At 66.8% G+C, this 26,283-nt stretch carries 7 protein-coding genes; 4 read left to right on the top strand and 3 right to left on the bottom strand.

Translation table 11 applies throughout. The annotated features are described in order from the left end of the window. Positions 1 to 445: 445 nt before the first annotated feature. Together OG580_RS10975 and OG580_RS10980 are read right to left on the bottom strand one after the other, a co-directional pair. Positions 446 to 1,132, bottom strand: coding sequence for a hypothetical protein (locus tag OG580_RS10975; RefSeq protein WP_267043470.1), 687 nt, complete (start codon positions 1,130 to 1,132; stop codon positions 446 to 448). Then, positions 1,129 to 7,146 carry an RHS repeat-associated core domain-containing protein gene (locus OG580_RS10980; RefSeq protein WP_267043472.1) on the bottom strand — a complete coding sequence of 2,006 codons (6,018 nt, stop codon included), beginning with the start codon at positions 7,144 to 7,146 and terminating at the stop codon, positions 1,129 to 1,131. The genes OG580_RS10975 and OG580_RS10980 overlap by 4 nt, the downstream gene beginning before the upstream one ends. A gap of 1,088 nt (positions 7,147 to 8,234) precedes the next feature. Here OG580_RS10980 and OG580_RS10985 point away from each other — a divergent pair. Further along, the gene (locus OG580_RS10985) at positions 8,235 to 12,257 is read left to right on the top strand and encodes an FG-GAP-like repeat-containing protein (protein ID WP_267043473.1); all 4,023 of its coding nucleotides are present in this window, start codon (positions 8,235 to 8,237) and stop codon (positions 12,255 to 12,257) included. A gap of 781 nt (positions 12,258 to 13,038) precedes the next feature. Here OG580_RS10985 and OG580_RS10990 read toward each other — a convergent pair. Beyond that, complete coding sequence (locus OG580_RS10990) at positions 13,039 to 16,521, bottom strand: DNRLRE domain-containing protein (RefSeq protein WP_267043474.1); 3,483 nt, start codon at positions 16,519 to 16,521, stop codon at positions 13,039 to 13,041. Positions 16,522 to 17,072: 551 nt separating this feature from the next. Here OG580_RS10990 and OG580_RS10995 point away from each other — a divergent pair. The 3 genes from OG580_RS10995 (at position 17,073) to OG580_RS11005 (ending at position 25,795) form a co-directional block, all read left to right on the top strand. Further along, entirely contained in the window at positions 17,073 to 24,377 is a 7,305-nt protein-coding gene (locus tag OG580_RS10995; RefSeq protein WP_267043475.1) for a polymorphic toxin-type HINT domain-containing protein, read from the top strand. A 103-nt stretch (positions 24,378 to 24,480) separates the two neighbouring features. Continuing rightward, positions 24,481 to 24,936, top strand: coding sequence for an SMI1/KNR4 family protein (locus tag OG580_RS11000; RefSeq protein ID WP_267043476.1), 456 nt, complete (start codon positions 24,481 to 24,483; stop codon positions 24,934 to 24,936). A 685-nt stretch (positions 24,937 to 25,621) separates the two neighbouring features. Further along, positions 25,622 to 25,795: a hypothetical protein gene (locus OG580_RS11005; protein ID WP_267043477.1), complete on the top strand. Its 174-nt coding sequence runs from the start codon at positions 25,622 to 25,624 to the stop codon at positions 25,793 to 25,795. The last annotated feature ends 488 nt before the right edge of the window (positions 25,796 to 26,283 follow it).

Here is a 26,283-nt window from a genome sequence, read left to right on the forward strand (position 1 = left end):
TCAGCGAATCAAGAGGCCTTGCACGCGAGCATCTTGTTCCGGCTGACCGAAACGCGCTTGACCTTGATAGCGGCCTTCTTCATGGTGTCCACCTCCTTTTCGGTGCCGCCCCTTTCCTGCCGGGCGACTGAGTAAGACATTAGGGAGCGCGACGGGAGCCCGTCATCCCCTACACCCCCCTGCGCATCGCCTCACCGCTCCCCTAGACACCACAAGCCCCGCCATACGGAATTACGCATTCACTCCCCCTGCCTGCGGAAATACGACCGGAATGATCAATTCCCCACCACGCCCACGCCCTCGGAATGTTGAACGGCTTATTAATTCCCCACGCCGAACCCCGGGCAGACCGCGGGCGGACTGCGGGCGGACTGCGGGCGGAGGGAGCGCAAAGGGCCGCGCCCCGACGGACTTCCCGTCGGGGCGCGGCCTTCACTCGCTCGGATCAGTGGGCCGACGCCGAGGCGGAGGCCCGGGGGCCACCACCCATGGTGACCCGCAGCCGGTCAGGCGTCAGGCGCCCGTCTGCTTGCCTCAGGGTCACGTCGATCCAGCCCTGGTGGCCGTCGGGCAGCGTGACGTAGTAGACGTCCCGCCCCGTCCGCTCCGGACTCAGTCGCCTGACGAGTCGCCAGGCAACCTCCTGTTCCTGGTACTTCACGGACGTCACCGACGCTCCCCGCTCCGCGGTGAACACCACGTACGACTCCGCGAAGCCCATGCCGGGACCGAAGAGCGCCGCGAGGTTCGAGCCCTTCTCCTCCGGCGTTACTCGCCCCGCGCCACACGCGATCTCCTGCGCCGCGCCCGAGGAGGTCTGCCCGAAGCAGACCTTGCCGTTCGTCGTCTCCCACAGGTAGGAGACGGCCTTCCCGGCCTGCCGGGCAAGGCTGAGCCCCTTGTCCGTGGGGGCCGCGCCGGCCTGTCGAGCCTGGTCCGCGACCGCCGCCTCCAGCGTGACCGGGTCGGGCTGCTGCCCGCCCGGAGTCGCACGGGCCGACGGGGAGACGGAGCCACCCGGCGTGCCGGCCGGTGCGTGCCCGGCCTGCTGCTGTCCACATCCGACTGCCAGCAGCAGTGCCGGAGTGGCCGTCAGCAGCAGACGCGTGGCACGTCCCCGGCGCCACGTCATCGGCCGCACGTTCCCACTTGGGTGCACATGACCACGTCCAGCCTCACCAGGTTGGGCGGAGCTTCCTTGAACTTGTTGCCCTGCCAGGTGTGGATGTCGAACGTGCCCCAGCTCTTGGTCGACGTCTTGCCGTCCGCGTCCGCGTAGATGGTCTCGAACCGGGTGACGTAACCGGAAGGCACGTAACCGAACATCTCTCCCTTCTTGAGCGTCATCGTGCTGGCCTCGGCGGCCGTCGACGTGTTGGTCTTGGTGTCGGAGTTGGTCCAGGTGTAGTCGCCGTTGAGCCCGAACGTCGTCTCGACCGAGCCTTCGGCAACCAGCGGGATACTCGCCTTTCCACCCGCCTTCACCGATGCCGACCAGCCGAACTTGTCCGCGAACTGCTCCATCGCCGCGTACATGGCGGCATAGGTGTAGGTGAACGCCAGCGTCTGGTCCTCGGTGACCTCGCGGACGTTGGCTCCGGTCGAGAAGTCGGTCCACGGCCCCTGGTACGTCACGACAGTGGAGATGGCCCTGGTGCCGGCGGGACCGTTGGGCACCGCGACGCCCTTGGGCAGCCTGGGCGGCAGCTGTTCGCAGCCGTCGCAGAAGTTCCTCCTGGGCGAGCCGGACCCGCCGCCACCGCCGCCGCCGCCACCGCCGCCGCCACCGCCGCCGCCGTTGGTGGATGGCGGGGTGTAGCCGACGGAGTCCTGGATTTCCTTGGAACAGTTGGCCAGGTCGTACAGGCACGAGCCGGGCGGGGAGCCGATCTCGGTGCCGGCCGGGTCGGTCAAGGTCAGCGGGTTGTTGTTGCTGTACGTGTAGGCGTTGTGCTGCCGCGGGTCCTCGGTCACGAACAGCGGGTCGACCGAGATGAAGCGCCCGGTCGACGGGTCGTACTCACGGGCGCCGAGGTGCACCAGGCCGGTGGCGGCGTCGTTCGTGCCGCCGACGAAGCCCTTGTCTCCCGACCAACCGGTGGGCAGGGTGCCACGCGCGCCGCCGAAGATCGTGGTCTTTCGGCGAGTGACGGTCTGCGCCGCGTCGGCCGTGATCTGGGTGGTGCCGGTGCCGTGGTGGTCGCCCAGGACGAATACCAGCTTTCCGCCTGTCCGCACGGCGATCGTCTGCGTGCCGGACATGTAGTACCGGGTCCCGCTCAGCACCCCGCTCGCGCTCCGGCGCAGCTCATTGCCTCCCGGGAGGTACAGGGTCGTGCCCGTGGCGTCCTCGGCGAGAAGCCGCTGGCCCTCGGTGTCGTAGAGGTAGGCGACCTTCTCGGCCGCGCCCTCGGTGACCGACGCCAGGTGCCCCTCGTCGTCCCAGCTCAGCGTCTGCTGGGCGGCCGCCCCGATCTTGCGGGTCCGGGTGTTGCCGGCCGCGTCGTAGGAGAAGGTCTCGTCGTGCGCGTCGGCGCCGGTCTGGGTGACCTTGGGCAGATCGTGCTTGCCGGTGGTCGGTGCGGCGTACGTACGGGTGGTGGCCGTCGGATCCGAGGCGGTCGTGTGCCGGGTCTCGGTCTTCCGGTTGCCCATCACGTCGTACGTGTACGACGTCCAGTAGGCGTCCTGCCCGCCGACGACCGACGTCGAGGGCGCGGTGGCGCACTGCTGGCCCGTGTTGCTCCATGCCTCGGTGATCCGGCCCAGCAGGTCGAGGTCGACGCACTGGGTGTCGGTGGTGCGGCCGGCGTCCTGGCCGTAGGCGGTGGCGACGGAGACGACGTTGCCCGACGGGTCGTAGCCGTAGGCGGTGTCCTCGACGCGTTGCGGGGCCGCCTCCCGGTCGGTGTAGGTGCGGCTGAGAGCGCCGGAGTGCTCGTCGTACTCGTTCGACACCCATACGTGCTGGGCGAACTCGCCCAGCTCCATGCGGGTGTTGCGGCCGTAGTGGTCGTAGGTCATGGCGGAGACGATCGGGTCGACGCCCGCGCTGACGGTGTTCAGCAGGCTGGCGCCCGCCGTGTAGGTGTTGACGACCTTCTCGGCCGGCAGATCACCGATGGCGGGGTGCTGGGTCCACATCGCGTCGCCGGTGTTGAGGTTGTACGAGGTGGTCCACTTGTAGACGCCGGCCGGCGCGCCCTCGCCGTCCGGGACCGTCACCTGGGTGACGACCGGCTTGTAGAGGCTGTTGTACGTGGTGATCGCGGACTCGTACGCCTTGCCGCCGACCCAGCGGGTCGACTTCGACAACTGCCCCTTGGCCACGGTGTCGTACTCCCACGACGTGAGCCTGGTGGTGCCCTTGATCAGGGCGGTCTTGCGTCCCAGCTCGTCGTAGTCGGTGTGCAGGGTGATCCCGCGTCCGACGTGGGCGACGTCCGTGGCGCGGTCGCCCTGGTCGTACGTCGTCTTCGTGGTGCCCTTGTCCGGGTCGTCGACCTGGATCTGGCGGCCGCGGACGTCGTAGGTGTACGTCCAGGTCGCGTCCGAGGGGTCCGTGATGGATGCCATCCGGCCCCGCTTGTCGAAGCTGTACCGGGTGGACTGGTGGGCGGTGCGGGCCACGTCCGTGTACTGCCGCGACTCGACCGTGCGTCCCCGTGCGTCCACGACCGTCGTCGACGCCGTGCCGCCCTGCGGCGGGACGACCGTGGTGGTGTCACCCGTGTACAGGGTGACGGTCCGCCGGGTCTCGTCGCCGAACCGCTTGGAGATCTGCGCCGTGACGCGTCCGGCCCCGTCGTACTCGGTGTCGGTGGACGCCGGGTACTTCAGCTCCTGGCCGGTGGCCAGGACCGGCTCGGCCGCTCCGGTCGCGAAGTAGATGCCGGAGGTGCGCCATGCCTGGCCGCGGGTGTCGTAGAAGGTTTCCGTGAGGAGCCGGCCGGCCCGGTCGGGCGAGTCCGTCTGTGTCTGCCGGGCCCGCAGCAGACCGTCGTAGAACGTGTACTCCGTCTGGTAGGTCGCGTCGTGGGCCAGGGTCTTGGCGGTGACGACAGCCGGAGCGCTGTTCGAGAGCTGATACTCGAAGACGCTGTTGGGGGAGTTGGGGTAGGTCGTGGCGGACCGGGTCGGCAGCCACACCTTGGTGACCCGGCCCAGTGCGTCGTAGGCGGTGGTCGTCACCTTGCCGTTGGCGTCGGTCACCTGGGTGGGCTGGCCGCGCAGCTGGTCCATCCGGGTGGTGGCCGTGTGGTTGCGCGGGTTGGTGACCACGACGGTGGTGGGCATCTCGCCCACGGCCGGCGTGTACGCCGTCTTGGTGATCTTGCCGTAGGCGTCCGCGACGGTCAGACCGCGGCCGTAGACGTCGAAGTCGGCGGCCGGGGTGCTGGTCGTGACGTCGTAGCCGTTACCCGCGCCGTTGATCCGCTCGGACCGGGTGACATCGCCCTTCGTCGGCGCCGCTCCGAGCGCACCGCCGTCGTAGTACGTCCGGACGTCGTCGATCACGTCGCCCGGCCGGGCGGCGGTGGCATCGCAGGTGACGGCGACCGTCTCGACCCGACTGACCCTGTCGAGGATCCTCCCGGCGCCCGTACGGGCGTAGCCGGTCGTCGTGCAGCTCTCGTCGCCGGTCTTGGCGGTGTCACCTGTCGTGGACTCGGTGGCGACCATGCCGTAGCCGTCGAAGGTGCGGTCGACCTCGGTGGTGCGCGTGCCGCCGTTGACGGTCGTGCGGGTCGACTCCTTCTTCACACCGGTCTGGTAGGAGACCAGATCCGGGAGGCCGGAACGGGTACGCGTGGCGATCGCCGTGGAGCGCCACGGGGTGTGCGAGGTCGCCGTCACCAGCTTGCTCGTGTCGTCGCCGTCGTACGTGATCTTCTCGCGCTGCATGCCCGCGAACGCGTCGTGGTCGGTGACCGCCACACCCGCCGAGTCCTTGACGTCCTGTCCGTCCCGGCCCCGGAAGTACCGGTTCTCCGTCAGGGTCTTCGGATCGAAGGCGGCGCCGGTGCGGGTCTGGACCCGCTCGTAACCGCGGGCGACGGAGTAGGTACGGTCCTCGGCCTTGGTGAGCTCGTCCGTGCTCTTCACCCAGGCGGCTCCGCCCAGGTAGGAGTAGGACGTGACCTTGTCCGGGGACTCGACGAGGTTGTCGCCCTCGACCACCTGGGTGACCACATAGGTGTGGAACCAGTCGAGCTTGGCTTCGTACCCCTCGTACGCCCACTTCACCGGGTAGCAGCGGGTGGTGTTGGTGGCGTCGGCCGCCGGCAGGGTCGTCGCGGTGCACTCCGGCTCGGAGTAGGTGACGCCGATGGTTCCGCCGGTCTCGGTGGTGATCTGGTACATCCGCAGGCGGATGAAGGGCGCGAGGCCGTCGCCGGTCTTGTCGACGCGGTTGGCCCTCTGCTCACCGGCGAACGTCACGGGCGGGAGCGGGATGCTGCCGCCCGCCTTTCCGGTGCGCTGGATGGACGTGAGCCACATGGGCGTCGAGACGCCGTCGCCGGAGGCGGGGAAGTCCTGGGCCAGGGTCCAGGTGTCGACGTCCTTGTACACCCCGCCGGTCAGCGCCTTGGTGGTGATGGAGGCGAGTCGCTTGCGGGACCAGAACGTCGGGGAGAACTGGTCCTTGCATTCGGTCGAGCCGTCCTTGCAGTACTGGTCGAACGGGACGTCCGGCCAGTTCTTGGCGTTGGTCTCGTCAAAGGTGCCGCAGTTCGTCAGGCAGCGCTCGTCCACCGCGAAGTGGACCTGCGCCATCGGCTTGCCGGAGTAGACGGCGTTGGAGCGAAGGCCGTAGTCGATCCGCTCCAGATAGCCGCCCCGGATGTACGGGGTGACCGTGGCCTTGCCGGTGGTGTCCGAGACGTTGCGCCCGTAGTTGTTCGTCTCGGTCTTCCAGTAGTACGCCATGGCGTTGTCGTGCGGGTCGACGACGTAGTCGAGCTGCCAGCGCCACGCCTGCTGGCACCAGCCGCTCGCGAAGCTCGCGTTGTAGCAGGGCTCACCCGACTGGTTGCCGAACACCGGCACGGTCCATGTCGAGTTGGTCGAGGGGTCACCGGCCCCGGCGCCCGGGAGGCGGTTCAGCCCGAAGAAGTACTGCGTGCCGTCGGCCGTGGTGACCTTCCAGTGCTCACCCTTGCCATCGACACCGTCCGTACCGCCGTCGCCGTTGGTGGCACCGGTCAGCTTCTCGACCGTCGTCCCGTTGTCGGCGGCCTCATGCCAGCCCTTGCCGGCCTGGTAGACGAGTTCGGTGGACTTGCCGCCCAGCGACAGGGTCGCGTTGTCGTTGAACCAGCACATGTCACCGACGCGCGTGGTGTTGGTGCTGCCGGTCTTGTCATCGTTGCAGGACTTGTACCTGCGCTCGATGAAGCCGGGTTCGTACGACCAGCCGTCACCGATCCAGGACGGCTGGTTGTTGGAGGCCGCCGTACGGCCGTCCACCGACTGCGAGTTGTAGTCCAGGGAGATCTTCGGCTGGACCCCGCCCGGTATGGCGGGCACGTTGATCGGATGGGACCAGGCGAAGCTGCCCATCGACTCGCCGGCGCTCCAGGAACCGGCCGGCTGCAGGGAGGTCGCCTTGTAGTCCCCGCTCGCCCCGGCCTCCTCGGCGGCCGCGGCCAGGACGGTCGTGGCGCCGACGCCGACCGGCGCGCTCAGCATGCCGGTCCGGGTGTCGTTGGTGGTCGCCAGCGGCTTCTGGATTCGGCACGCGGCCTTGTCAGGCGTGGTCAGCGCGCAGTCCGGCAGCTGCACCAGCCGCAGTCGCGCCGCCCAGTCACCCCCGTACGCGCCTCGGAAGGAGGAGTAGTTCACCTGGACGCGGGTCTGCACGGTCTCCGATGCGCCGTCGGTGCGGCCCACGGAGAGCAGCAGCCCGTCGACTCCGGCCCTGCGTGCGGCGTTCCGTGCGGAGACCGCGACCTTGACCTTGGTCGTGGCTGTGGTCTCGGCCTTGGACGGGGACGCGACCTTGCCGTCCGTCGCTCCGGAGGTGGCGGCCGACTGTCCCCCATCGGTCAGAGCGACGGCAACGGGCAGGCTTCCGGCCCGTACCGGCGTCGGCGCGGTTCCTCGACGTGCGGCATGCGCGCCGCTCGCAGGGGCCAGGTGCACGTCGGCCGTTCCTGCGTCGGGCCAGATGACCTTGGGGCCGCCCTTCCACGCGTGGGCAGCCGCGGCATCGGGTCTCTTGACTCCTCCGATGGGGGCTTTCTTTACTGGGACCGGTTTCGGCTGATGCAACCCAGGAAGCGGAATTCTTCCATCCGCATTGGCCGTCGCGGCCCCCGACATGGGCAAAAGGCCCACAGTGATGGCGGCTGCCAGTACAGCCGCCGAGCCGCGTATTCGTGGAACTCTCACACTCACCTCACGCGCAAAGCGGAAAATGTCGCCGAACGCTATCAGCGCACCCGGCAAAGCGGCCGTTCACTTGAGCAAGATCTGAGATCCGCGCGGAAAACCGGGAAATCCCGCCCGATCGATTGACGATCGGGCGATTTGCCCACCCTGATTGACGGCGCTGACACTGCCACTCTCCACGTCTGCAGAGACGTCAAAGCCGACGCGCCCACCCGTCGACTCCCCGCGAGCCGAGACCGGTTCGCGGGGCCCACCGGACCCGGCGGCGTGCTCGAGCACGCCTTCCTCGCCGGTCAGCCCCTCGGCGACCGGGTCCGGTGTTGCGAAAGCAATAGCGGAGGAATCCATTCCGGTAGAAGGGAAGCCTGAACACGGAGATAACGCTTGCGAATGCAATGAAATCCCCACTTGAGCCGACCCAATCAACAGGGAAGGCGCCTGCAGACCGCGCCGACGAGAGCCACTCACGACCCGTCCGAAGCCGCAGGATTTGAGGCTGACTTGAGGCTTCTCCACGAATCGGCATTCGGTAAACGATTAATGACGGAATTACTTTCCGACTCGCTCGACGATCGACTAGTCTGCGCTGGCGCGAGAGGCGCAGCCGGGGGGCACGCCTCTGGGCTGCCTTCTTACGCGTCGCGCCATCCCACCATCACTCCGGCTTGCCGGCGCCGCCGCCTGTCCTCCTCGGGGAACGGACGGAGTTCGGCGGGCGGCACTGCCCGGGCACCACCGCTCTCAGAGAAGAGATCCCTTTGTCGAGTACGCGTAGCAGGAGTCGCTGGAGACGCACCCTCCACCGGGCCACGGCGGTCGCACTTGTGGGCTCGATCGCCATGGTGATACCGCCCACGGTCGCCGCCGAGCGGGCGCAGGCGGCTGTGGCGGCGAGCGAGGACGACGGCAGCGTCAGCCCCGAGGACAAGGCCTTGCAGGAGGCGAAGGCCACCGGGAAGCCGGTCGAGTTGACCTCCGCGCGGACCGAGCTCTCCGACACCTGGGTGAACCCGGACGGCACGTTCTCCGAGAAGAAGTACGGTGCGCCGGTGCGCGTACTGCGGAGCGGCGTGTGGGTCGCCACGGACCCGACGCTCGAGTTCGCCACCGACGGATCGGTGAAGCCCAGAGCCACCACCGTGGTCGTCTCCTTCTCCGGTGGCGGCACCGGACCGCTCCTCACCGGCGTGAAGGACGGCCGCACCCTGTCGCTGTCCTGGCCGTCCGCACTGCCGAAGCCGACCCTCAACGGCAACGTGGCGACCTACGCCGAAGTGCTGCCCGGCGTCGACCTCCAGCTCAAGGCCGAGGTCGAGGGCTTCTCCCAGCTCGTGGTGGTCAAGACCCCCGAGGCTGCCGACAACCCGGCGCTCGCCCAGCTGAAGTACACCATGTCCACGGTCGGCGTCACGGTCGCCACCGACCCCGCGACCGGCACGGTGACCGCGACGAATCCCGCCGGGCAGACGGTTTTCACCAGCCCGTCCCCCATCATGTGGGACTCCACCACCACCGGCAGCGGGACGGAGACCCAGCAGAGCCTCAACCAGGCGTCGGCCCAGTCCCTGACGGCCACCGAGCCCGAGGCGCCGGAGCCTGACGACTCGTTCGAGCAGCCGGCCGGGTCCAAGGAAGCCGTCATGGCGACCTCCGTGATCGGCAGCACCCTCCAGATCACCCCGGACCAGCAGCTCCTGCAGGCGGCGGACACCACCTACCCCGTCTACATCGACCCCTCGTGGGCCTGGGGCGGCCGCAACAACTGGACCCGGGTGTCGAAGAAGTACCCGACCAAGAACTACCTCAACTCCAACGAGGTGGCCCGCGTCGGCTACGAGAACGAGACCAACGGACTGTCACGGTCCTTCTTCCAGATGGACACGGCGAACGTCCGCGGGACCAAGGTGATCAGCTCCACCTTCCGCATCAAGAACGTCTGGTCCTGGTCCTGCCAGGACCGGCCGGTGCAGCTGTGGCACACCGGGGCCATCGGCAAGCAGACCACCTGGAACAACCAGCCGGCGAAGATCGACTGGCTCTACAACGTCAACGACTCCAAGGGCTGGTCCGATGGCTGCCCCGCGGGCAACCTCGAGTTCGACCTGACCTGGAAGATGCAGCGAGTCGCCGCGGCCGGCGACACCAGCGTCACCCTCGGCATGTACGCCGCGAACGAGAGCGACACCTTCGGCTGGAAGAAGTTCGACCCGAAGACCGCGACTCTGGAGACGGTCTACACCAACCCGCCCGCCACGCCGACCGGTCTGGGGACCAACCCCAAGACGGACTGCGCCACCGGCGGCCTCATCGGCAACACGACCGTCAGCCTCCACGCGTTCGTGACCGACCCCAACGCGGGTAACCTGTCCGCCCAGTTCCAGGTCTTCCGCAGCGACGGCACCCTGGTCGCCGACGAGTGGATCCCGGGACTCAAGGACCGCGTCTCCACCCTGGTGGTCCCCGACGCGAAGCTCCCGAGCGGCAGCTACACCTGGAAGGTGCGCGCGTACGACCAGAGCGAGTACTCGGCGTGGAGCCAGACGTGCAAGTTCACCGTCGACCGCACCCGGCCGAACGAGAAGCCGGCGATCAGCTCGGTCACCTTCCCGAACGGTGAGAACGGCTGGCCCTCCGGCACCGGCAAGGCCCGCACCCCCGGCTCGTTCACCATCTCCGCCAACGGCGTGAGCGACGTGGTCTGGTACGGCTACTACACCGACTGGAACCCGGACGTGAAGAGCGTCACCGTTCCCGCCGGCGGCTCGGCCACGGTCCAGCTCACCCCGCCCGGCGTCGGCCCGCACTTCGTCTACGCGTTCAGCCAGGACCCGGCGGGCAACCGCTCCGACACCACCGCCTACCTGTTCTACGCCGGCCGCTCGGTCGCGCGGGACCAGCCCGGTGACCTCAACGGCGACACGCTTCGTGACATCTGGAGCAAGGACAGCTTCGGCACCCTGCTGACCTATGCCGGTCAGGGGAACGCGAAGTTCTCCACCACCACCAACGGCGGGGTCAGCGGCCTGGGTTCGGCACTGACGACCAGCTCGCTCGACTGGGGGCAGGACGGCTACAACGACCTGGTCACCCTGCAGCGCGACACGAACGACAACATCGACAAGCTCTGGGTCTACTCCAACAACGGTCTCGGCCGCGTACGGGCGAACAGCATGCAGCAGATCAATGTGAGCTGCCCCGTCCGCGACGAGGAGATGGGCTGCACCGAGGAGGGCGACGACCACTGGCAGGGCGCCTCCCAGATCGTCAACCCCGGTGACCTGAACGGGGACGGGCGGGCCGACCTGCTGGTGAAGCAGGGCAAGCGCCTGTGGGCGTACTTCGGCGAGCGCAACCTCCTCCTCGACATGCACGGCGCTCCGGTGCTGGTGGGCGGCGAGGACTGGGACAAGTACAGCGTCATCACCCCGGGCGACCTGAACGGCGACGGCGTCCCCGACCTCTGGCTCCGTGACAACGCCAACGGCGACATCCTGCGCACCTACGGCAAGCCGAGCGCGGACAAGAAGGCCGCCGTCGACCTGGCCACCTGGGGCTCCGCGCCCCGCACCAAGGTGGGCACCGGCGTGACCCTTGCCTTGTACCCGGAGGTCGGTTCGGTCGGAGACGTCTCCGGCGACGGTGTGACCGACCTGTGGGCCAGGAAGGCCGACAACACCGTGTTCGGCTGGTACGGCGAGATCGTGAACGGCGCCGTCGGCTCCTTCTCCGGCGGATTCGACGTCGACACGGTGGCCGGCGCCCGGATCGCGTCGGGCACCACGTTGGCCTCCGGCGAGCAGTTCACCACCAACGGCGCGAAGCTGGTCATGCAGACCGATGGCAACCTGGTGCTGTTCACCAAGGGCAACAAGCCGGTCTGGGCCACCAACACGGCCGGCAACCAGGGCGCCTTCGCCCGCATGCAGGCCGACGGAGCCCTCGTCGTCTACACGGCCAACGGATCCACCACGCTGTGGAGCAGCAAGACCGGCAACAAGCCCAACTCCTACGCCGTCGTGCTCGCCCGCGGAGTCCTGGTCATCTACGACGCCGTCGGCAGGAGCCACTGGACCAGCGGCGGGCAGAGCCGGCCCGACTACAACGACGACGGCTACACCGACGTCCTCGCCCGCGACGCCAACGGCGACATGTGGGTCTACCCGGGCACCGGCGGAACAGGCACCAGCACCCTCGGCAGCCGCTACTTCGTCGGCAACGGCTGGTGGCGCGACTGGTGGACGAACGCCTACAACACCGACCTCAACAACGACGGATACACGGACATCGTCGGGCGCAACCGCAACGGCGAGCTCCACCTGTACCCGGGTACCGACGGAAAGGGCACCTACCCCTTCGGCTCCCCCTCCCTCCTCGGCGTCGGCTGGAACACGTACGACACCCTTGGCTTCGGGGACATCAACGGAGACGGACGCACCGACGCCATCGGCCGCGACAGCGGCGGCGACCTGTGGGTCTACCCGGGTACCGGAGGTACGGGCACCAGCACACTCAGCAGCCGGATCTTCATCGGCAACGGCTGGTGGCCGGCGTCCTGGACCACCATCCGGTTCGCCGACATGAACGGCGACTACAAGGTCGACATCATGGGCCGCACCGATCAGGGTGACCTGTACGTCTATCCCAACACCAGCACCAACAACGGGGCCATCAGCTTCGGCGCCCGCTACTTCAACGGCAACGGCTGGTGGAACGGGCACTGGAACCCCTTCGCCACCGACCTCGACAGCAACGGCTCGGCGGAGTCCGTCGGTGTGACCAACAACGGAGAGCTGTACGACTTCCTCCCCAGCGGCCGCACCCTGGTCGGCGTCGGCTGGCAGTCCTTCGACGTCATCCTCTGACGTCGAGGCCGTAGGCCGAAAATGAGGGTGGGATCCCGTACGGGGTCCCACCCTCGCGCGCATGGACCCGGCGCGGCAGACCAGGGGCGCGCACCTCGCCTCATTGATGCGAGGTGAGTGCCGCACGCGAAGACGCCCCCTGGGGAGCGTCTTCGCTGGTCAGATCGTTTTTCTTCGGTGGGGCGGGTGGGACTCGAACCCATTTCAGTGACGCGTCTCACCTGCGACGATGCAAAAGAGCCGGACATATCTATCCGTTTCCATCCGGCTGCATCCTCCTCGATCCTGCTCGATCGAGAACCGTTAGGCGTTCGCCACACCGCTTCCCCCGCGTCCCGGCGCCCCTACCGCACCCGCAGAGCTTGGGAAGACTCTACCCATCAGCATCCCCGAATCACTGCACAGGTTGCCGCGGGCTCCCCACGCCCTGGCCCACGTTCGCCTTCTGCGGGCAGTTACGTTGCGTAGTGCCGTGCCTGTGAATTCGGGCGTCCACCCGTTGGCGGTGAGGACGTCCTCATACCCGCCGCCGGCTGCGGCTCAACCGGACCGAAGGACGAACGGTCACGGACCCCACACCAGGCCCGCATGGGCTGGCGGCTACCGGTGTCGGAGGCACACCTGCACACGGGCGCGGTCCTGGATGCCCCGTCCGGCATCGCCTCCGGTATCGAGACCGAGGACCCGGAAGCCGTCTACCTCGGGCGCCGTACACCTGTGGGGCCATCCGGCCGTACGGGGTGGGGCCCGCTGTTTGTGGCTGGCCCCACCCCGTTTGTGGTTAGCCGATGGCGAGGTTGGTTGTCCAGCCGGGTTCGCTGGCGATGAAGCGGGTTCCGTGGGTGGTTCGGCCGCCGGGGTAGAAGTAGAGCTTTCCGTCGTATGCGGTTGCCCAGATGTCGGGGATGGCGTCGCCGTTGGCGTCAGGGGTGCCCATGAGCATGGGCATGGAGGCCCGGTTCCAGCCGCCGGTTCCGTAGACCTCGTCCTGGCCGGTCTTGGAGTTTGCGGCGGCTGCCAGTGAGTTGAGGTCGACGCCGCCGGTCGAGGCGGGCTTGCCGTGGCGCAGGGCCAGGCCGCGTCCTTCTTCCTCGCCGCGGAAGAGGAGGTCGGGGACGCCGTCTCCGCTGATGTCGGTGACACTGACGAGGTCGCGGCTGGCCCAGGGGGTGCTGGTGAGCATGCGGGCTTCGGAGAAGGCGCCGCCGGTGTAGCCGATGAAGGCCCACAGCTGGTCACCGACGGTGGCGAACATGTCGGGCAGTCCGTCTCCGGTGATGTCCCCGGTGGCGAGGAGCTGGGTGTAGGTGAGGGCGGAGGGAGCGGGCGCGTTGGAAGGCAGGAGGATTTCCCGGCGCTTGGTGATGTTGACGGCTCCGTAGCCGTCGCCGGGGTAGACCCAGAGCTTTCCGCCGACGCCGGCGATGAGGTCCTGCAGGCCGTCGCCGCCGTAGAAGTCACCATGGTGGGTGATCAGAGCGCCCTTGAAGTGCCCGGTGACGGGGGCGATGAAGGGCTGCAGCGTGTCACCGCCGTTGGGGTCCTTGTCGGGGTTCTCCCGGTAGGCACCGGACATGGAGTAGTCGATGTCACCGGTGCCCTTGGCCAGGTCCTTGTCCGCATGGGAAGGAAAGACGCGCAAGTTGCCGGATGCCGTGATGGACATCAGGTCGGGGAGCTTGTCGCCAGTGAAGTCACCGGGGACGTCGGCCTGTTCTCGCGGGGTGACGTAGAAGAAGTACTTCGTGGGTTCGGAGACGTGGCCTGCCCCGTCGACGGCCCTGACGAACAAGACGTTGGGTCCTGCCGTGGGGGGCTTGGCGTTGGAGAGAGTCGCGGGGACGGCGATCGCGGTACCGGCAGCGCGGCTCAGGAAGTAGGGGTAGCTGTTGGAGTTGAAGCCGTATTCGTAGCGCACGACGTCGGTGTCCTGGGCCCGGAAGGAGAAGGTGCCCGGGGTGCCGAACCTGACCTTCGACCAGGCGGCGTCTTCGGCCTCGTTGGCGAAGTTCTCGTTGCTGTCGGCGTTGGGGAAGTCGGTGGAGCTGACCCTGGGCGACCTGGGTGCGGCGCTGTCGTAGATGAAGCGGCAGGGGACCTTGCCCGGGGCGTACGCCGAGGTGGCGCCGGCGTCGTCAACGGCGCGGACCCACCACGAGTAGGTGGTGTTGTTGATCAGGCCACTGGTGGAGAAGGCGGATGTGGTGCGCAGTGCGACGCTGGTGTCGGCGCCGACGGAGACGGTGCCGGTGGCCTTGAGCATGTCGCCGGTGGACCACTTACCGGTCGGCCACATGTCGAAGTCGAGCCGGTCGAGGTTGCCGTCCTTGTCGGTGGACCTGGCCGTGAAGTTGATGCTGTCGGAGCCGACCCGCACGTACGGGGCGGTCGTGGTGCACTTGAAGTCAGGGCCGAGGTCGAGGCTGGTGGGGGTGGTCGGCGCCCGGTTGTAGGTCACCTCGAGGACGGGGGCGTTGTCGCCGTTCGCCTGGAACTTCTTCCAGGCGAACTGGGTCGTCTCGTCCCTGGCGCGCAGGCCGAAGGTGATGGTGCTCTTGCCCAGGGTGGCGGTCTTCTGGGCAGCCGCCGTCACATCGAATGCCTCGTAGGCGTCGCGGCAGTAGGTCTTGTAGCCGTGCGCGAAGCTCCGCGGCGCCGCAGCCAGGTTGACGTCGGTGAGTTTGGGAGCGTTCTTCCAGTTCGTGCGCCCGTTGACCGGACCGGTGAGGTGGACGCTCATGCCCCGGTCACTGCACGACCAGGAGTAGGTCTCCAGCAGGCGCAGGGTGGCCTTCTGGATCTTGGCGCCCTGGAGGTTCTTGTCGAACGCGATGTTGAAGTACGAGCGGGAGGTGCCCCAGGTGTCGGATTCGAAGCCGACGCGGGCCTCGTGCGTGCCGCCCTTGTTGAAGTCCTTGCCGTTGAAGAACGTGGCGTTGGGGTGGCGGCTGTAGGCGGTGGTCCAGTCCTGAGTGTGCTTCTTGACCGTGGGGTCGATGAAGACGGGGTAGACGGTTGCCGGATCGTTGAGAAAGTCCTGACTCGGGGTCAGGAGCCATTTTCCGTCGGACAGGTCGGCCTCGACCAGGTCGCCGCGGGATTCGGGGGACGGGCCGTTGAGCAGCGGCAGGCTGAGGGTGGCCGCCGAACCGGTCTGGGACGGGCCCGGCGTGGGCTCGGCCGGGGCGGTGGGAAGCGGCGACTCGGTCAGCGTGGGGGCGGCCTCGTCTGTCGCCGTGGGCAGCACCTCGCCTTCAGGGTCGACCTGGTCGTCGGCCAGGTCTTCCGTGCTTGCGCTGGGGCTCGGGGTCGTCGAGGTTTCCGTGCTGACCGACGGTTCCGGCGTCTCGGACGCGGTCGGCTGGGACGAGGCACCCATTTCGCCGTCAGTGACGGCGGGGGCTCCACTGTTGTCCCACATCAGCGGGGTCGGTGACAGCGCGACCTCATCCCCGTCGGGATTCTCCGCCGCGACGATCCCTGACGCCGCGTTGAGGCGGAAGGTCAGAGTGGGCGAGGAGAGTCCGTAGGACAACTGAGTGACCCGTGGGTCGGCAGCCGCTTGGCGGTTCTTCAGCACGAGCAACTGCGCGAAACCGTCGTCATCGGCCGTCAGAACGAGATCGGCTCCCGGGAAGATCTCCGGATACAGAGCCCGTGAGCCGTCGATGATCGGCGTGGGTACGGGGCCGGGCCACGTCAGCTCGATCTGATGGAATTCAGACTCACCCACGGTCAGGGTGACCAGAGGGCTCGCCGTGCCCTCCTCCGTAGTGGCCGCGGGCAGCAGCGAAGCGTGGCGGACATTCTTGCGTGAAGCGCGTTCTGAGGCACTGGCCTTACTTCCCGCGGAGAACACGATGCGGGTATTCGTTGCCGCGGGTTCCCAGCCGGCATCCGTCCGGTGCAGGGTGGTGTCGATCGCCTTCCACTCCTGGCCGACTTTCGCCCACATCGGGGAGGCGTAGAGCTTCTTCGTCATGAGCCCGTCGGGGCGGGCCCATGTGGACGAGCGCTCCGTCCGCTCGGCGGTGGCCTCGACCGGCTTGCCTGTCTTGCGGGCCAGCGCGAACGCGGCGCCCTGTGTGACCGTCTTCGGCTGCTGCTTCCGGGCCGCGCCACCCTTGTCGGCGACGAGCGGCGGGGAGGCGTCCTCGGAGGAGGATTCGAACCCGGCGTAGGTGATCGCGCCCGCGGCGAGCGCGGCGGCGAGTATCGCGGCACTCACCCGCCGCCCGGGCAGCCGGTGCCATGTCTGTCTCATGAGGTGAGGACCCTTTCCCGAGCATCCGGGCTCTCACGGCACCGGCTGAAACCACTGAGCCGGCCATGACGTCTGGGTGAGTGAGTCCGGAGCGGAGCACCTTTCCGCGGGCATGGCTGGGCGAGCCGATGATGACCCATCAATGTCCCGGCGTCACCCCACGCTCACACAAGGCAGCGAGCATCACCGGCCGACTGCGGACACCGCCCACTTGGTAGTGCGACACGTAAGCGGCAGAGCCGGCAGCCTCCCCAAAGAAGCAAACAGCAACAAACAGTGATGGATGGTCATTACTAACCGGCATTTCATGGGTAGATGCAGCAATCATGTTGTTTGTCGAGCTTGACGCGCCGACCGCATGTCTGTGCCGGAAGAAACCGCTTAACCCTGCCTGGACGGGTCTGAATAGTTACGCTCCGTGACGTTAATCACGTGGCGTCATTGCGCTCTGGTGTTCCTTCACAGTTCACCCGCAGAATCTTTCCAATCTGAAGTGCAATCACCTGCGGTCCGCTCCGGTCCCGCTCCAAGTGGTCCGGGGGGACCCCACCTTGTTCGGTCGAATATCGCCTGCGCGCCGTCGCGCGCGGCGAACCGTCATACCCGCCCTGGGCGCCGCCCTGCTGGTAGGCCTTCTGCCTTCCCAGTCGCTGGCCCTGCCGCCCGACCCGGCGACAGCCGAGACCGGCCGAGAATCCCTCGAAGAGGTCGAGCCACTCGCGCTCGAAGAGGTCGAGACGGACACTCCCGCCGACGGCGTGGTGTTCGAGAAGAACCTCGACACGCTGAAGGTCGATGTCCCTGCCGACCTTCAGCAGGCCCCCGCCGGAACCACGACAATCCCGCCGGCGAACACAGGCACCGTGTCCTTCGGATCCGGCCTCAGCGCGGCTCTGATGACCGAGACGACAGCCGAGGCCACGAGCCCCCCGGTGCAGGTTCCCAATGTCCCGGTCAAGCTCGGCCAGGCCGTTGACCAGCCCATGCCCACCGGAACCTGGGCGACCACGGTCGTGAACCGCACCGCGGAGATCAGCGCTGTGGACCGCGCGCTGGCCGTCGGCACCATCGTGACGGTCGAGGCACCCGTCAATGCCTCCGTACCCATTTCGGTCCAGCTCGACTACAGCAAGTTCGAGATCCTCCACGGCGCAGACTGGGCCTCGCGTCTGCGTCTTGTCCAGTTCCCCGAGTGCTACCTCACGACTCCGCTCGAAGAGGCCTGCCAGGCGTACGAGGAACTGGAGTCGACCAACGACCCCGGCACCAACTCAGTCACCGCGACCGTCGATACGGCCGCGGACGGCACCATGACGCCCGCCCTGTTCACCGGCGAAGTCCCCCAGTCCGGCAACGGCGTGATGCAGGCGTCCTACACCACAGCCACCGCTGCTGCGGCAGGCGGCGACAAGGCCGTCATCGGCGCCGTGGACTCCGGAACCGGCCCCGGCGGCTCCTTCAAGGCCACCCCCCTGGCCTCCAGCGGCTCGTGGTCCGCAGGCGGCTCCTCCGGCGCGTTCACCTGGAACTACCCCCTCACTCTTCCGCCCGCACCGGCGGGCCCCACGCCGAACGTGACGCTGTCCTACAACTCGCAGACCGTCGACGGAAAGACGGCGGTCTCCTCCCCCCAGGCCTCTTGGATCGGAGAAGGCTGGGACTACAACCCCGGCCACATCGAGCGCCGCTACCGAAGCTGCAAGGACGACACCCACGCCCTCACGGCCGGCACGCCCAACAACACGGCCAAGGCCGACAAGACCGGCGACCTGTGCTGGGTGTCGTACAACGCGGTCATGTCGCTTGGGGGCAGTACCACTCAACTCGTACGCGACGCCCCCGCGAACAGCAACGCCGAGACGGACGTCGAGACCTACCGCCCTCAGCGTGACGACGGCACCCGCGTCGAGCGTCACACCGGCGGCACCAACGACGACAACAACGGCGAGTACTGGGTCGTCACCACCAAGGACGGCACCAAGTACCACTTCGGCCTCAACAAGGTCGGCGGCGGCCACGCCCACACTAACTCCGTCTCCACCGTCCCCGTCTTCGGCAACCACCCTGGCGAGCCGTGCCACGAAACCGCCTTCGCCGACTCCCGATGCGGCACGGATCCAGACACCAATAAGCCCAGGCAGCAGGCCTGGCGCTGGGGCCTCGACAAGGTCGAGGACGTCCACGGCAACGTGATGATCGTCAACTGGGCGCAGGAGACGAATCACTACGCAGTCCGCGCGAAGCGCAACACGCCCGAACAGTACGACCGCTTCGCCTATCCCACGAGCATCGAGTACGGGATGCGTTCGGGCGACCTGACCAAGCCGTCCGCGAAGATCGAGTTCGGTGCTGCAGAGCGCTGCCTGAAGTCCACGACCGCCTGCGACCCCGCCAACTTCGCCAAGACCAACGACCCGGGCGCCTACCGCGCCTGGTGGGACACTCCCGGCTCGCTGAACTGCAAGTCAACTTCGAAGCTCTGCCCCTCCTTCCCTTCGTTCTGGACCCAGAAGCGTCTGGACACGGTGACCACGAAGGCGGCCCGCCCCGGCTACAGCGAGGGCAAGGTCGACACCTACACACTCCACCAGTCCTTCCCCGAAGACTGGTACGACACCTCACCGGGCCTCTGGCTCAACTCCATCACCCGCACCGGCTTCAGCCCTGGTGACACCACCGGGACCCTCCAGTCCAAGGACGGCGTCAGCTTCGGCCACTACACCGTCGGATCCGGCCCCATCGTCCCCTTGCGCGGCCGACTCAAGGACAAGCAGCTCCCCAGCCTCGTCCCCGCCAACGCCGGCGACAAGACACCCGGCTTCACCCGCCCGCGCATCGGCACCATCGCCACCGAGGCCGGCGCCGACATCGAGGTCGAGTACGACGGAGGCTGCGCAGTCCAGCCAGCCACCGACAAGGGCAAAGCCAACCCCTACTGCTATCCCGTGCACTGGTCCCCCGATGGCGAAGAGAAGACCCCTCCCAAGGCCTGGTTCAACAAGTACGTCGTCGACTCGGTCACCGAGACCGACAAGGTAGCCAGCCTCTTCGCCGACCCCATCATCACGGACTACCACTACTACGGCCCCGCCTGGGCCAAGAGCGACGACGAGTTCCTCCGCCCCAACCTGCGCACCTACAGCGACTGGCGAGGCAACCGCCGAGTAACGGTCACCAAGGGCAACAGGACGAGCTCCGGGACGCAGACCCAGTCGCGGTCCATATCCTTCTACTTCCAGGGCATCGGCGGAGCGGTCAAGGACTCCATCGACGGCACGACGCTCGCCGCTGATGACGCCCCGCAATACGCCGGCATGACCGCCGAGACCCTCACCTTCCTGAACTACGATCAATCCCGTACCTACCTCGACAACGACGCCGCGACAAAGCCTGCGTTCGAGACACGGACGCGAAGCTTCCCCGACGTACCCGTGGAAACCGCTTCTCGACCCCGTGAGGCCGAAGGCGGCACCGCCCTCACCGCGCTGGTCGCCCACCGCACCGAGATCAAGAAGTCGGAATCCATCCAGTCCGTCAGCGACACCTGGCGGGCCGTACGGACCACGACCCTGGAACGCGACGGCACCTACGGTCTCCCCACCAAGGTCGAGACCGCCGTCGTCGATCCGAAGGTCACCGGCGGTGAGACGCTGTCTGAACAGACCTGCGCCACCACCGAGTACGTCCACAACGCCGCGAGCACGGTATGGCTGATCGGGCTGCCTAAGTCCACCCGCTCCACCGCGACAGCATGCGCGGACCAGGCGACAGCCGATCCCGCCACCGAACTCAAGGGCTCGGTCGAGTTCACCTACGACAACGGTGGAACCCTCACCAAGGGCATGCCCACCTCCGTATCCGAGATCGACGGAACCGGCACCTCGCACTCGGTCACCACCACCACGACCTACGACCCCCTCGGCCGCATCCGAACCGTGACCAAGCCAGGATCGGGCACGGCCGGGGCAACCGAGACCACCGAGACGCAGTACACCCCCGGTGACCTGGGTGGTCCGGTCACCTCTGTGAAGACGATCAACGCCGCGAAGCACGCGACCACCACAACCTACGATCCAGGCCGCGCTCTGCCGCTCACGGTCACCGACCCCAACGGCCGTGTTACCCGGACCGAGTACGACGCGCTCGGCCGCCTGATCAAGGGCTGGTCCGCCTCCCGTTCCTCCGGAAGCCAGACCCCGAACGTCGAGATCGCCTACCAAACGGCAAGCGCCACTCCCAGCCAGAACACCCGCCCCGCGGCAGTCACCGTCAAGACCCTCAAGGACGACGGCTCCTACGCTCGTCAGGTCACGCTCTACGACGGCCTGATGCGCCAGGTCCAGACCCAGTCCGAGGCCCACGGCCCGGGCCGTGTCGTCACCGACACCAAATACAACGACCACGGGCTGGTCAAGGTGCAGACCGGCGGCTACCTCGCCAAGGGCGAACCGATCACCGAACTGTTCCAGGTCACGACACCCACCCTGGTCCAGAACTCGGTCAGGACCAACTACGACGGCCTGGGACGCCCCGTCCGGCAGACGCCGTACCACGGGAAGAACGCTCAGGCCGCGACGACCACCGAATACCTTCCCGACGCCAGCGTCAAGGTGAACCCGGCGGGCTCTACTACCCCCACGACCAGCACCGTCACCGATGCCCTCGGCCGCGTCACCCAGATCGAGTACTTCACCGGGCTCACGCCCAGCACCGCTACGAACGTACGCAAGACCACCTACGGGTACGACAAGCGCGGCAACCGCAACAGGGTCTCCGACCCTGCCGGCAACGCTTGGACCTACACCTACGACACACGGGGCCGACTGACCTCCTCCACCGACCCCGACACCGGCACCACCACCACGCAGTACGACGCCGCAGACCGTCCCAAGGCCGTCACCGACGCACTGGGGCAGTCGACCTACACGGCGTACGACGTACTGGGCCGTGTCACCGCGGTACGTGAGGGCTCGGCGACCGCCACGCCGGTGAAGGAGTTCACGTACGACAAGGCCGGCGCGCTCGGCCTGCTGGAGGAGTCCAAGCGGCACACCACCGACGGTGACTACATCAACCGAGTCACCAGTGTCGACACCGAATACCGGCCCACCAGCCGCCAAACGGTCATCCCCGTCAACGCGAAGACCACGGGCCTGTCCGGCACGTACACGTACTCCTACACCTACACCCCCACCGGAAAGCCCCTGTCGGTCACGCTCCCCGCGAAGGGCGGCCTGGCCAGCGAGAAGGTCATCACCCGCTACAACGAGGACGGCCTGCCCGAGTCCACCTCCGGACTCAGCTGGTACACCACCGACGCCACCTACTCTCCCTACGGCGAAGTACTACGCACCGTCTCCAGCGCCCAGCCGTACCGGGTCTGGACGACCAACTTCATCGACGAGCACACCGGCCGGCTCCAGCGCACCGTCACCGACCGGGAAACCGCCGGACCGCACCGGATCTCGGACGCACGCTACGCCTACGACACCTCGGGCATGATCACCGCAAGCGCCCGATCGATCGCCGAAGCATCCGGTACCACCTGGGACAACCAGTGCTTCACCTACGACGCCATGGGCGAACTGGTCAACGCCTGGACCTCCTCCATCGCACCGCCAGCCCTCACCCAAACGGAAACGGGCGGCAAGGGCTGCAAGTCCGCCTCGGGCGCAACCTGGGGCCACCGCCCCGACGGCGCCCCCTCCAGCGGCCCCGTCGCCGACGCCCTCCACCAGGCCCCCAAGGACGCCAACGGTCAGCCCACCGCGGCACCCGCTGGCCTCTCCGACACGGCCCCCTACACCGGCACCGTCGCCACCGGCACGACCGCCTACCACCAGTCCTTCACCTTCGACTGGCTCGGCAACCGCGCCACCATGACCGACAACACCCCGGCTGGCAACACCAGCTACACCTACAAATACAGCGCCACCCAGCCGCACACACTGCTCTCCGCCGAGAGCAACACCGCTGACAAGAGCAGCACCTACACCTACAACCCGACCGGCACGACCAACACCCGCGACCTCCCCGGCACCACCCCGACCCAGACCCTGCAGTGGACGAACGAGCAGAAGCTCGAGTCGAACACCGCCGGCACCGTCAAGACCACCTACGTCTACGACGCCGACGGCAACCGCATCCTGGAGAACTCGCCCACAGGCAGCACCCTCTACCTCGGCGAAACCGAACTCACCACTGACTCGGTCGGCCTGATCACCCGCGCCTCCCGCTCCTACGGCCAGGCCGGCGCACCCACCGTCGTACGCACCACCACAAACGGCGCCACCACCGGCCACAAACTCACCGTCCTGATCACCGACCACCTCGGCACCGCCAACACCTCAGTCGAAGTCGCCCTTGGCCAGCCCGTCACCCGCCGCGCCTTCAAGCCCTACGGCGAGTCCCGCGGCACCAAGCCCGCCGACTGGCCCAACAAGCGCAGCTACCTCGGCGTCGGCATCGACGACAAGGCAACCCTGCTCACCCACATCGGCGCCCGCGAATACGACCAGAACATTGGCCGCTTCATCTCCGCCGACCCCATCATCGACTTTGTCGACCCGCTCCAGATGAACGGGTACGCCTATGCCAACAACAGTCCTATATCACACAGCGACCCCACCGGACTCTTCCTGGATGACTTCCTAGACAGTGCTAAGAATGCCGTCAAGGGTGCAATTCACGGAACAATCGACTGGGCCTCGGAAACAGCCGAGGGATGGAACATACTGACGGGCGACACTCAAGAGGCCGCCAAGATCAGAAACGATCGCGAGAACCCAGGCCCCGGCAACCCGCTCACCATCACAAAGAATCTTTTCGGTGAACCCGCCCCTTCCTCCCGGGCCTATCATGCATCGTATTGGCTCACGCAGTTCATGATGCCGATCCTGCCCAGCGCCGGGACTGCCGTCAGCGCAGCAGGAAAGGGAGCAGCAAAGATCCCTTCTGTCATCAAATCCGTCACCGGAAAGATCAGCTCAGCCTTCAGCAGGGGCGCCAAATCGACCTTCACTAACGCGAAACAATGCTTCCTCGCCGGCACTAAGGTCCTGATGGCCAACGGTGCAGAAAAGAACATCGAGGACATCAGGGTCGGCGACAAGGTCCTGGCTGCGGATCCCGGGACAGGAAAGTCCGGCACTCATGTGGTCACCGCACTGATCTCCACGAAGGGGATCAAAAAGCTTCACGAACTCAGCATCAAAACCGCCGATGGAGTGAAGAAGCTTACCGCCACCGCTGAGCACCCCTTCTGGGTCCCCACAGTGAAGCAATGGATTAACGCCGAAGCCCTCAAAGCCGGAACGGTACTGGCGACGGCAGATGGAAGCCTGGCTCAAGTAGTCGGAAATCGCGCATACACAGAGAATGTACGTACATACAACTTCACTGTGGCCGATCTGCACACGTACTACGTACTCGCAGGCTCAACTCCCGTACTGGTGCACAACGCGTGCGGGGATCCCATGACTTCGGGAATCCCCACCAGGGCGCCCGCCGCTGTCGGTAACGGCACGCCGGTTAGCGCGGACTATAGAAGCAACTTCTTCGCCGCAAACCCCGGCGTCGTGGAATCTGACGGATACTGGGTTCACCACGCAGTGGAACGACAAGCACTCAAGAGATATCCAGGACTATTCAGCGTCGACGAACTGAATTCCGCCGAGAACCTGCGAGGAATCCCCAGCAGCGTCAACAGCGACCTCCACTTGAGTCGAATAAGAATCCTGTGGAACGGTTTCTACAAAACGCACCCCAAGGGCACAACCAGCAGGCAAGATGTACTAGATTACGCAACCTTCATCGATGACTTCTTCGGTGGAGAGTTCGAACCAAGAATTCGCTGATCATCACCGACACTTGAATCACTGGGTTTACAGCGCCCGATCCTTTCGTCGCATTCGCGAGAGGATCGGGTGCTGTATAATTTCAGACATCCAGAAAGATCAAGTGGAAGAGAAACCCATGTGGAGAGAGCTGACCACCGGAATCTACGATGGTGTCGGCTTCAGGGAGCCAGTCACTTCGGCAGAATTCGATCGAGCCGAACAACTACTTGAAGAGTCCATTCCAGTGGAACTCAAAGAGCTCCTGAGCGAAACCGATGGAATTACTGGTCACACTGGCACGAATGTTGTTTGGCCACTCGAAAGAATCATTAAGGACAATCAGAAGTTTCGCCGCGACCGCTCCTTCGCCGATCTCTACATGCCTTTCGATCCACTCCTCTTCTTCGGCGACAATGGCGGCGGCGACCATTTCGCTTTCGTAATGCAGCCAGTAAAGCCGGACATCTTCGTGTGGCAGCACGAGAGTGATAGTCGCAAGTGGGTCGCAAGCGACCTCCAGGACTATCTGGAGCGCTGCCTTGTCCAGGGCGGCGACGACTGGTACGAAAACTATTGATCGAGTACATGAATCAACGTTGAGTCGCCCACAAGTCCTCGACTATCAGCTGCCGTGAAGGCGACGGAGTGAAACAATCTGAACCCTTTCGCGCATGGTCTCGATCTGTCGGGCCGTGGAGCGGCGCTGAGGGCGTCGGGGGTTCCGTACGGCGATCCCGGTGAATTGTGGGGAAGTCAGCGGACGACGGACATGGCCCACGGTGGACGCTCACGTTTAGGCCAGGCCTGGTCGCCGGTGGAGTGGGAGTCGTTCTTCGTCGGTCTCGGCGGGATCCCCTTCGAGTCGACACTCAGGCTGCCGCGGCTCGGTGCAGACGCATACCCCGGGCGCCCCTGCCCCAACGTCGCTGCCGAGCGGGACGTCGAGGCCCTCGGCTGGGTGCGGCTCATGGTCGACCGATTCTCGGAGGAATTCTTTGCCCCGGATCACTCGTCCGACGTCCAGCGGCATCGACCGCTTTCCTGCACCGCCGGCTGAAGAGAGCAGGGCAGACGTGTCTATTCGGATGCCTGACCGACGACGTCGAGACGACGACACAGCGGACCGCCCTGGAAGCAGAGCTGGGACTGTTCCAGGACGGGACGTTCGCGGAGCTCGACACCACGCTGCGTGGCTACTCGTGGATCACCTCGGAAGCTCTGCAGCGCTACGCGCCTCAGGAGCGTTCGCGACGGTCACGGAGTTGGCCGACGGCGGCTTGGTGCTGCGGGCGACCGATGACTTCCGCGACTACACGCCCGACCGGATCGCCATGGTCCACGGAAAGCTGCAAAAGGTGCTCTTCTCCGGCGAGCCGGTGGGCAGACTCTCCGAAATGACCCCCCGACTGGTCTTCGAAAGCCCTGAAGCCCGGTAGGGGCATATCAGGACCGACAGGGCGTCCTTGCTGGCCGCATCGATGGACGGTTCTCTCTTTCCTGCCGTCCGTGCCTCCTCAACCTCGTCGGCGCCGGGCCAGGCCGGTCAGGGGACGACCAGGGAGGCGGGCGGACCACCGGCACGATATCCGATCGTGGCACAGCACGGGCATCTGGCGAACCTCCAGGCAGTACTGACCGGTTCCGGGCTTCATGAGCCCCTTCGATCTTCGGGGACCACACCTTGTACGCCACCTGTGCCGCCGCCGGAGCCATCACCCTGGTCGTGCTCACCGAAGCGGGCCAGGCGCTCTTCGCCACCGTCGCGGCCCCGCTCGTCAGCGCCGCCTTCTGCCTCGCCACCCGGCACCGCCGCTGGCAGATGCCCCAGGGACGCGAGTGGGGCCTGACCCCGCGTCCGCCCGCCGGCACCCCGGCACGCGACCCCCAGGCCGGAAGAAGGACAGAGCCTGGCCGCGCCGAGGCA

Source organism: Streptomyces sp. NBC_00094 (genome assembly GCF_026343125.1).
Taxonomy (GTDB): domain Bacteria; phylum Actinomycetota; class Actinomycetes; order Streptomycetales; family Streptomycetaceae; genus Streptomyces.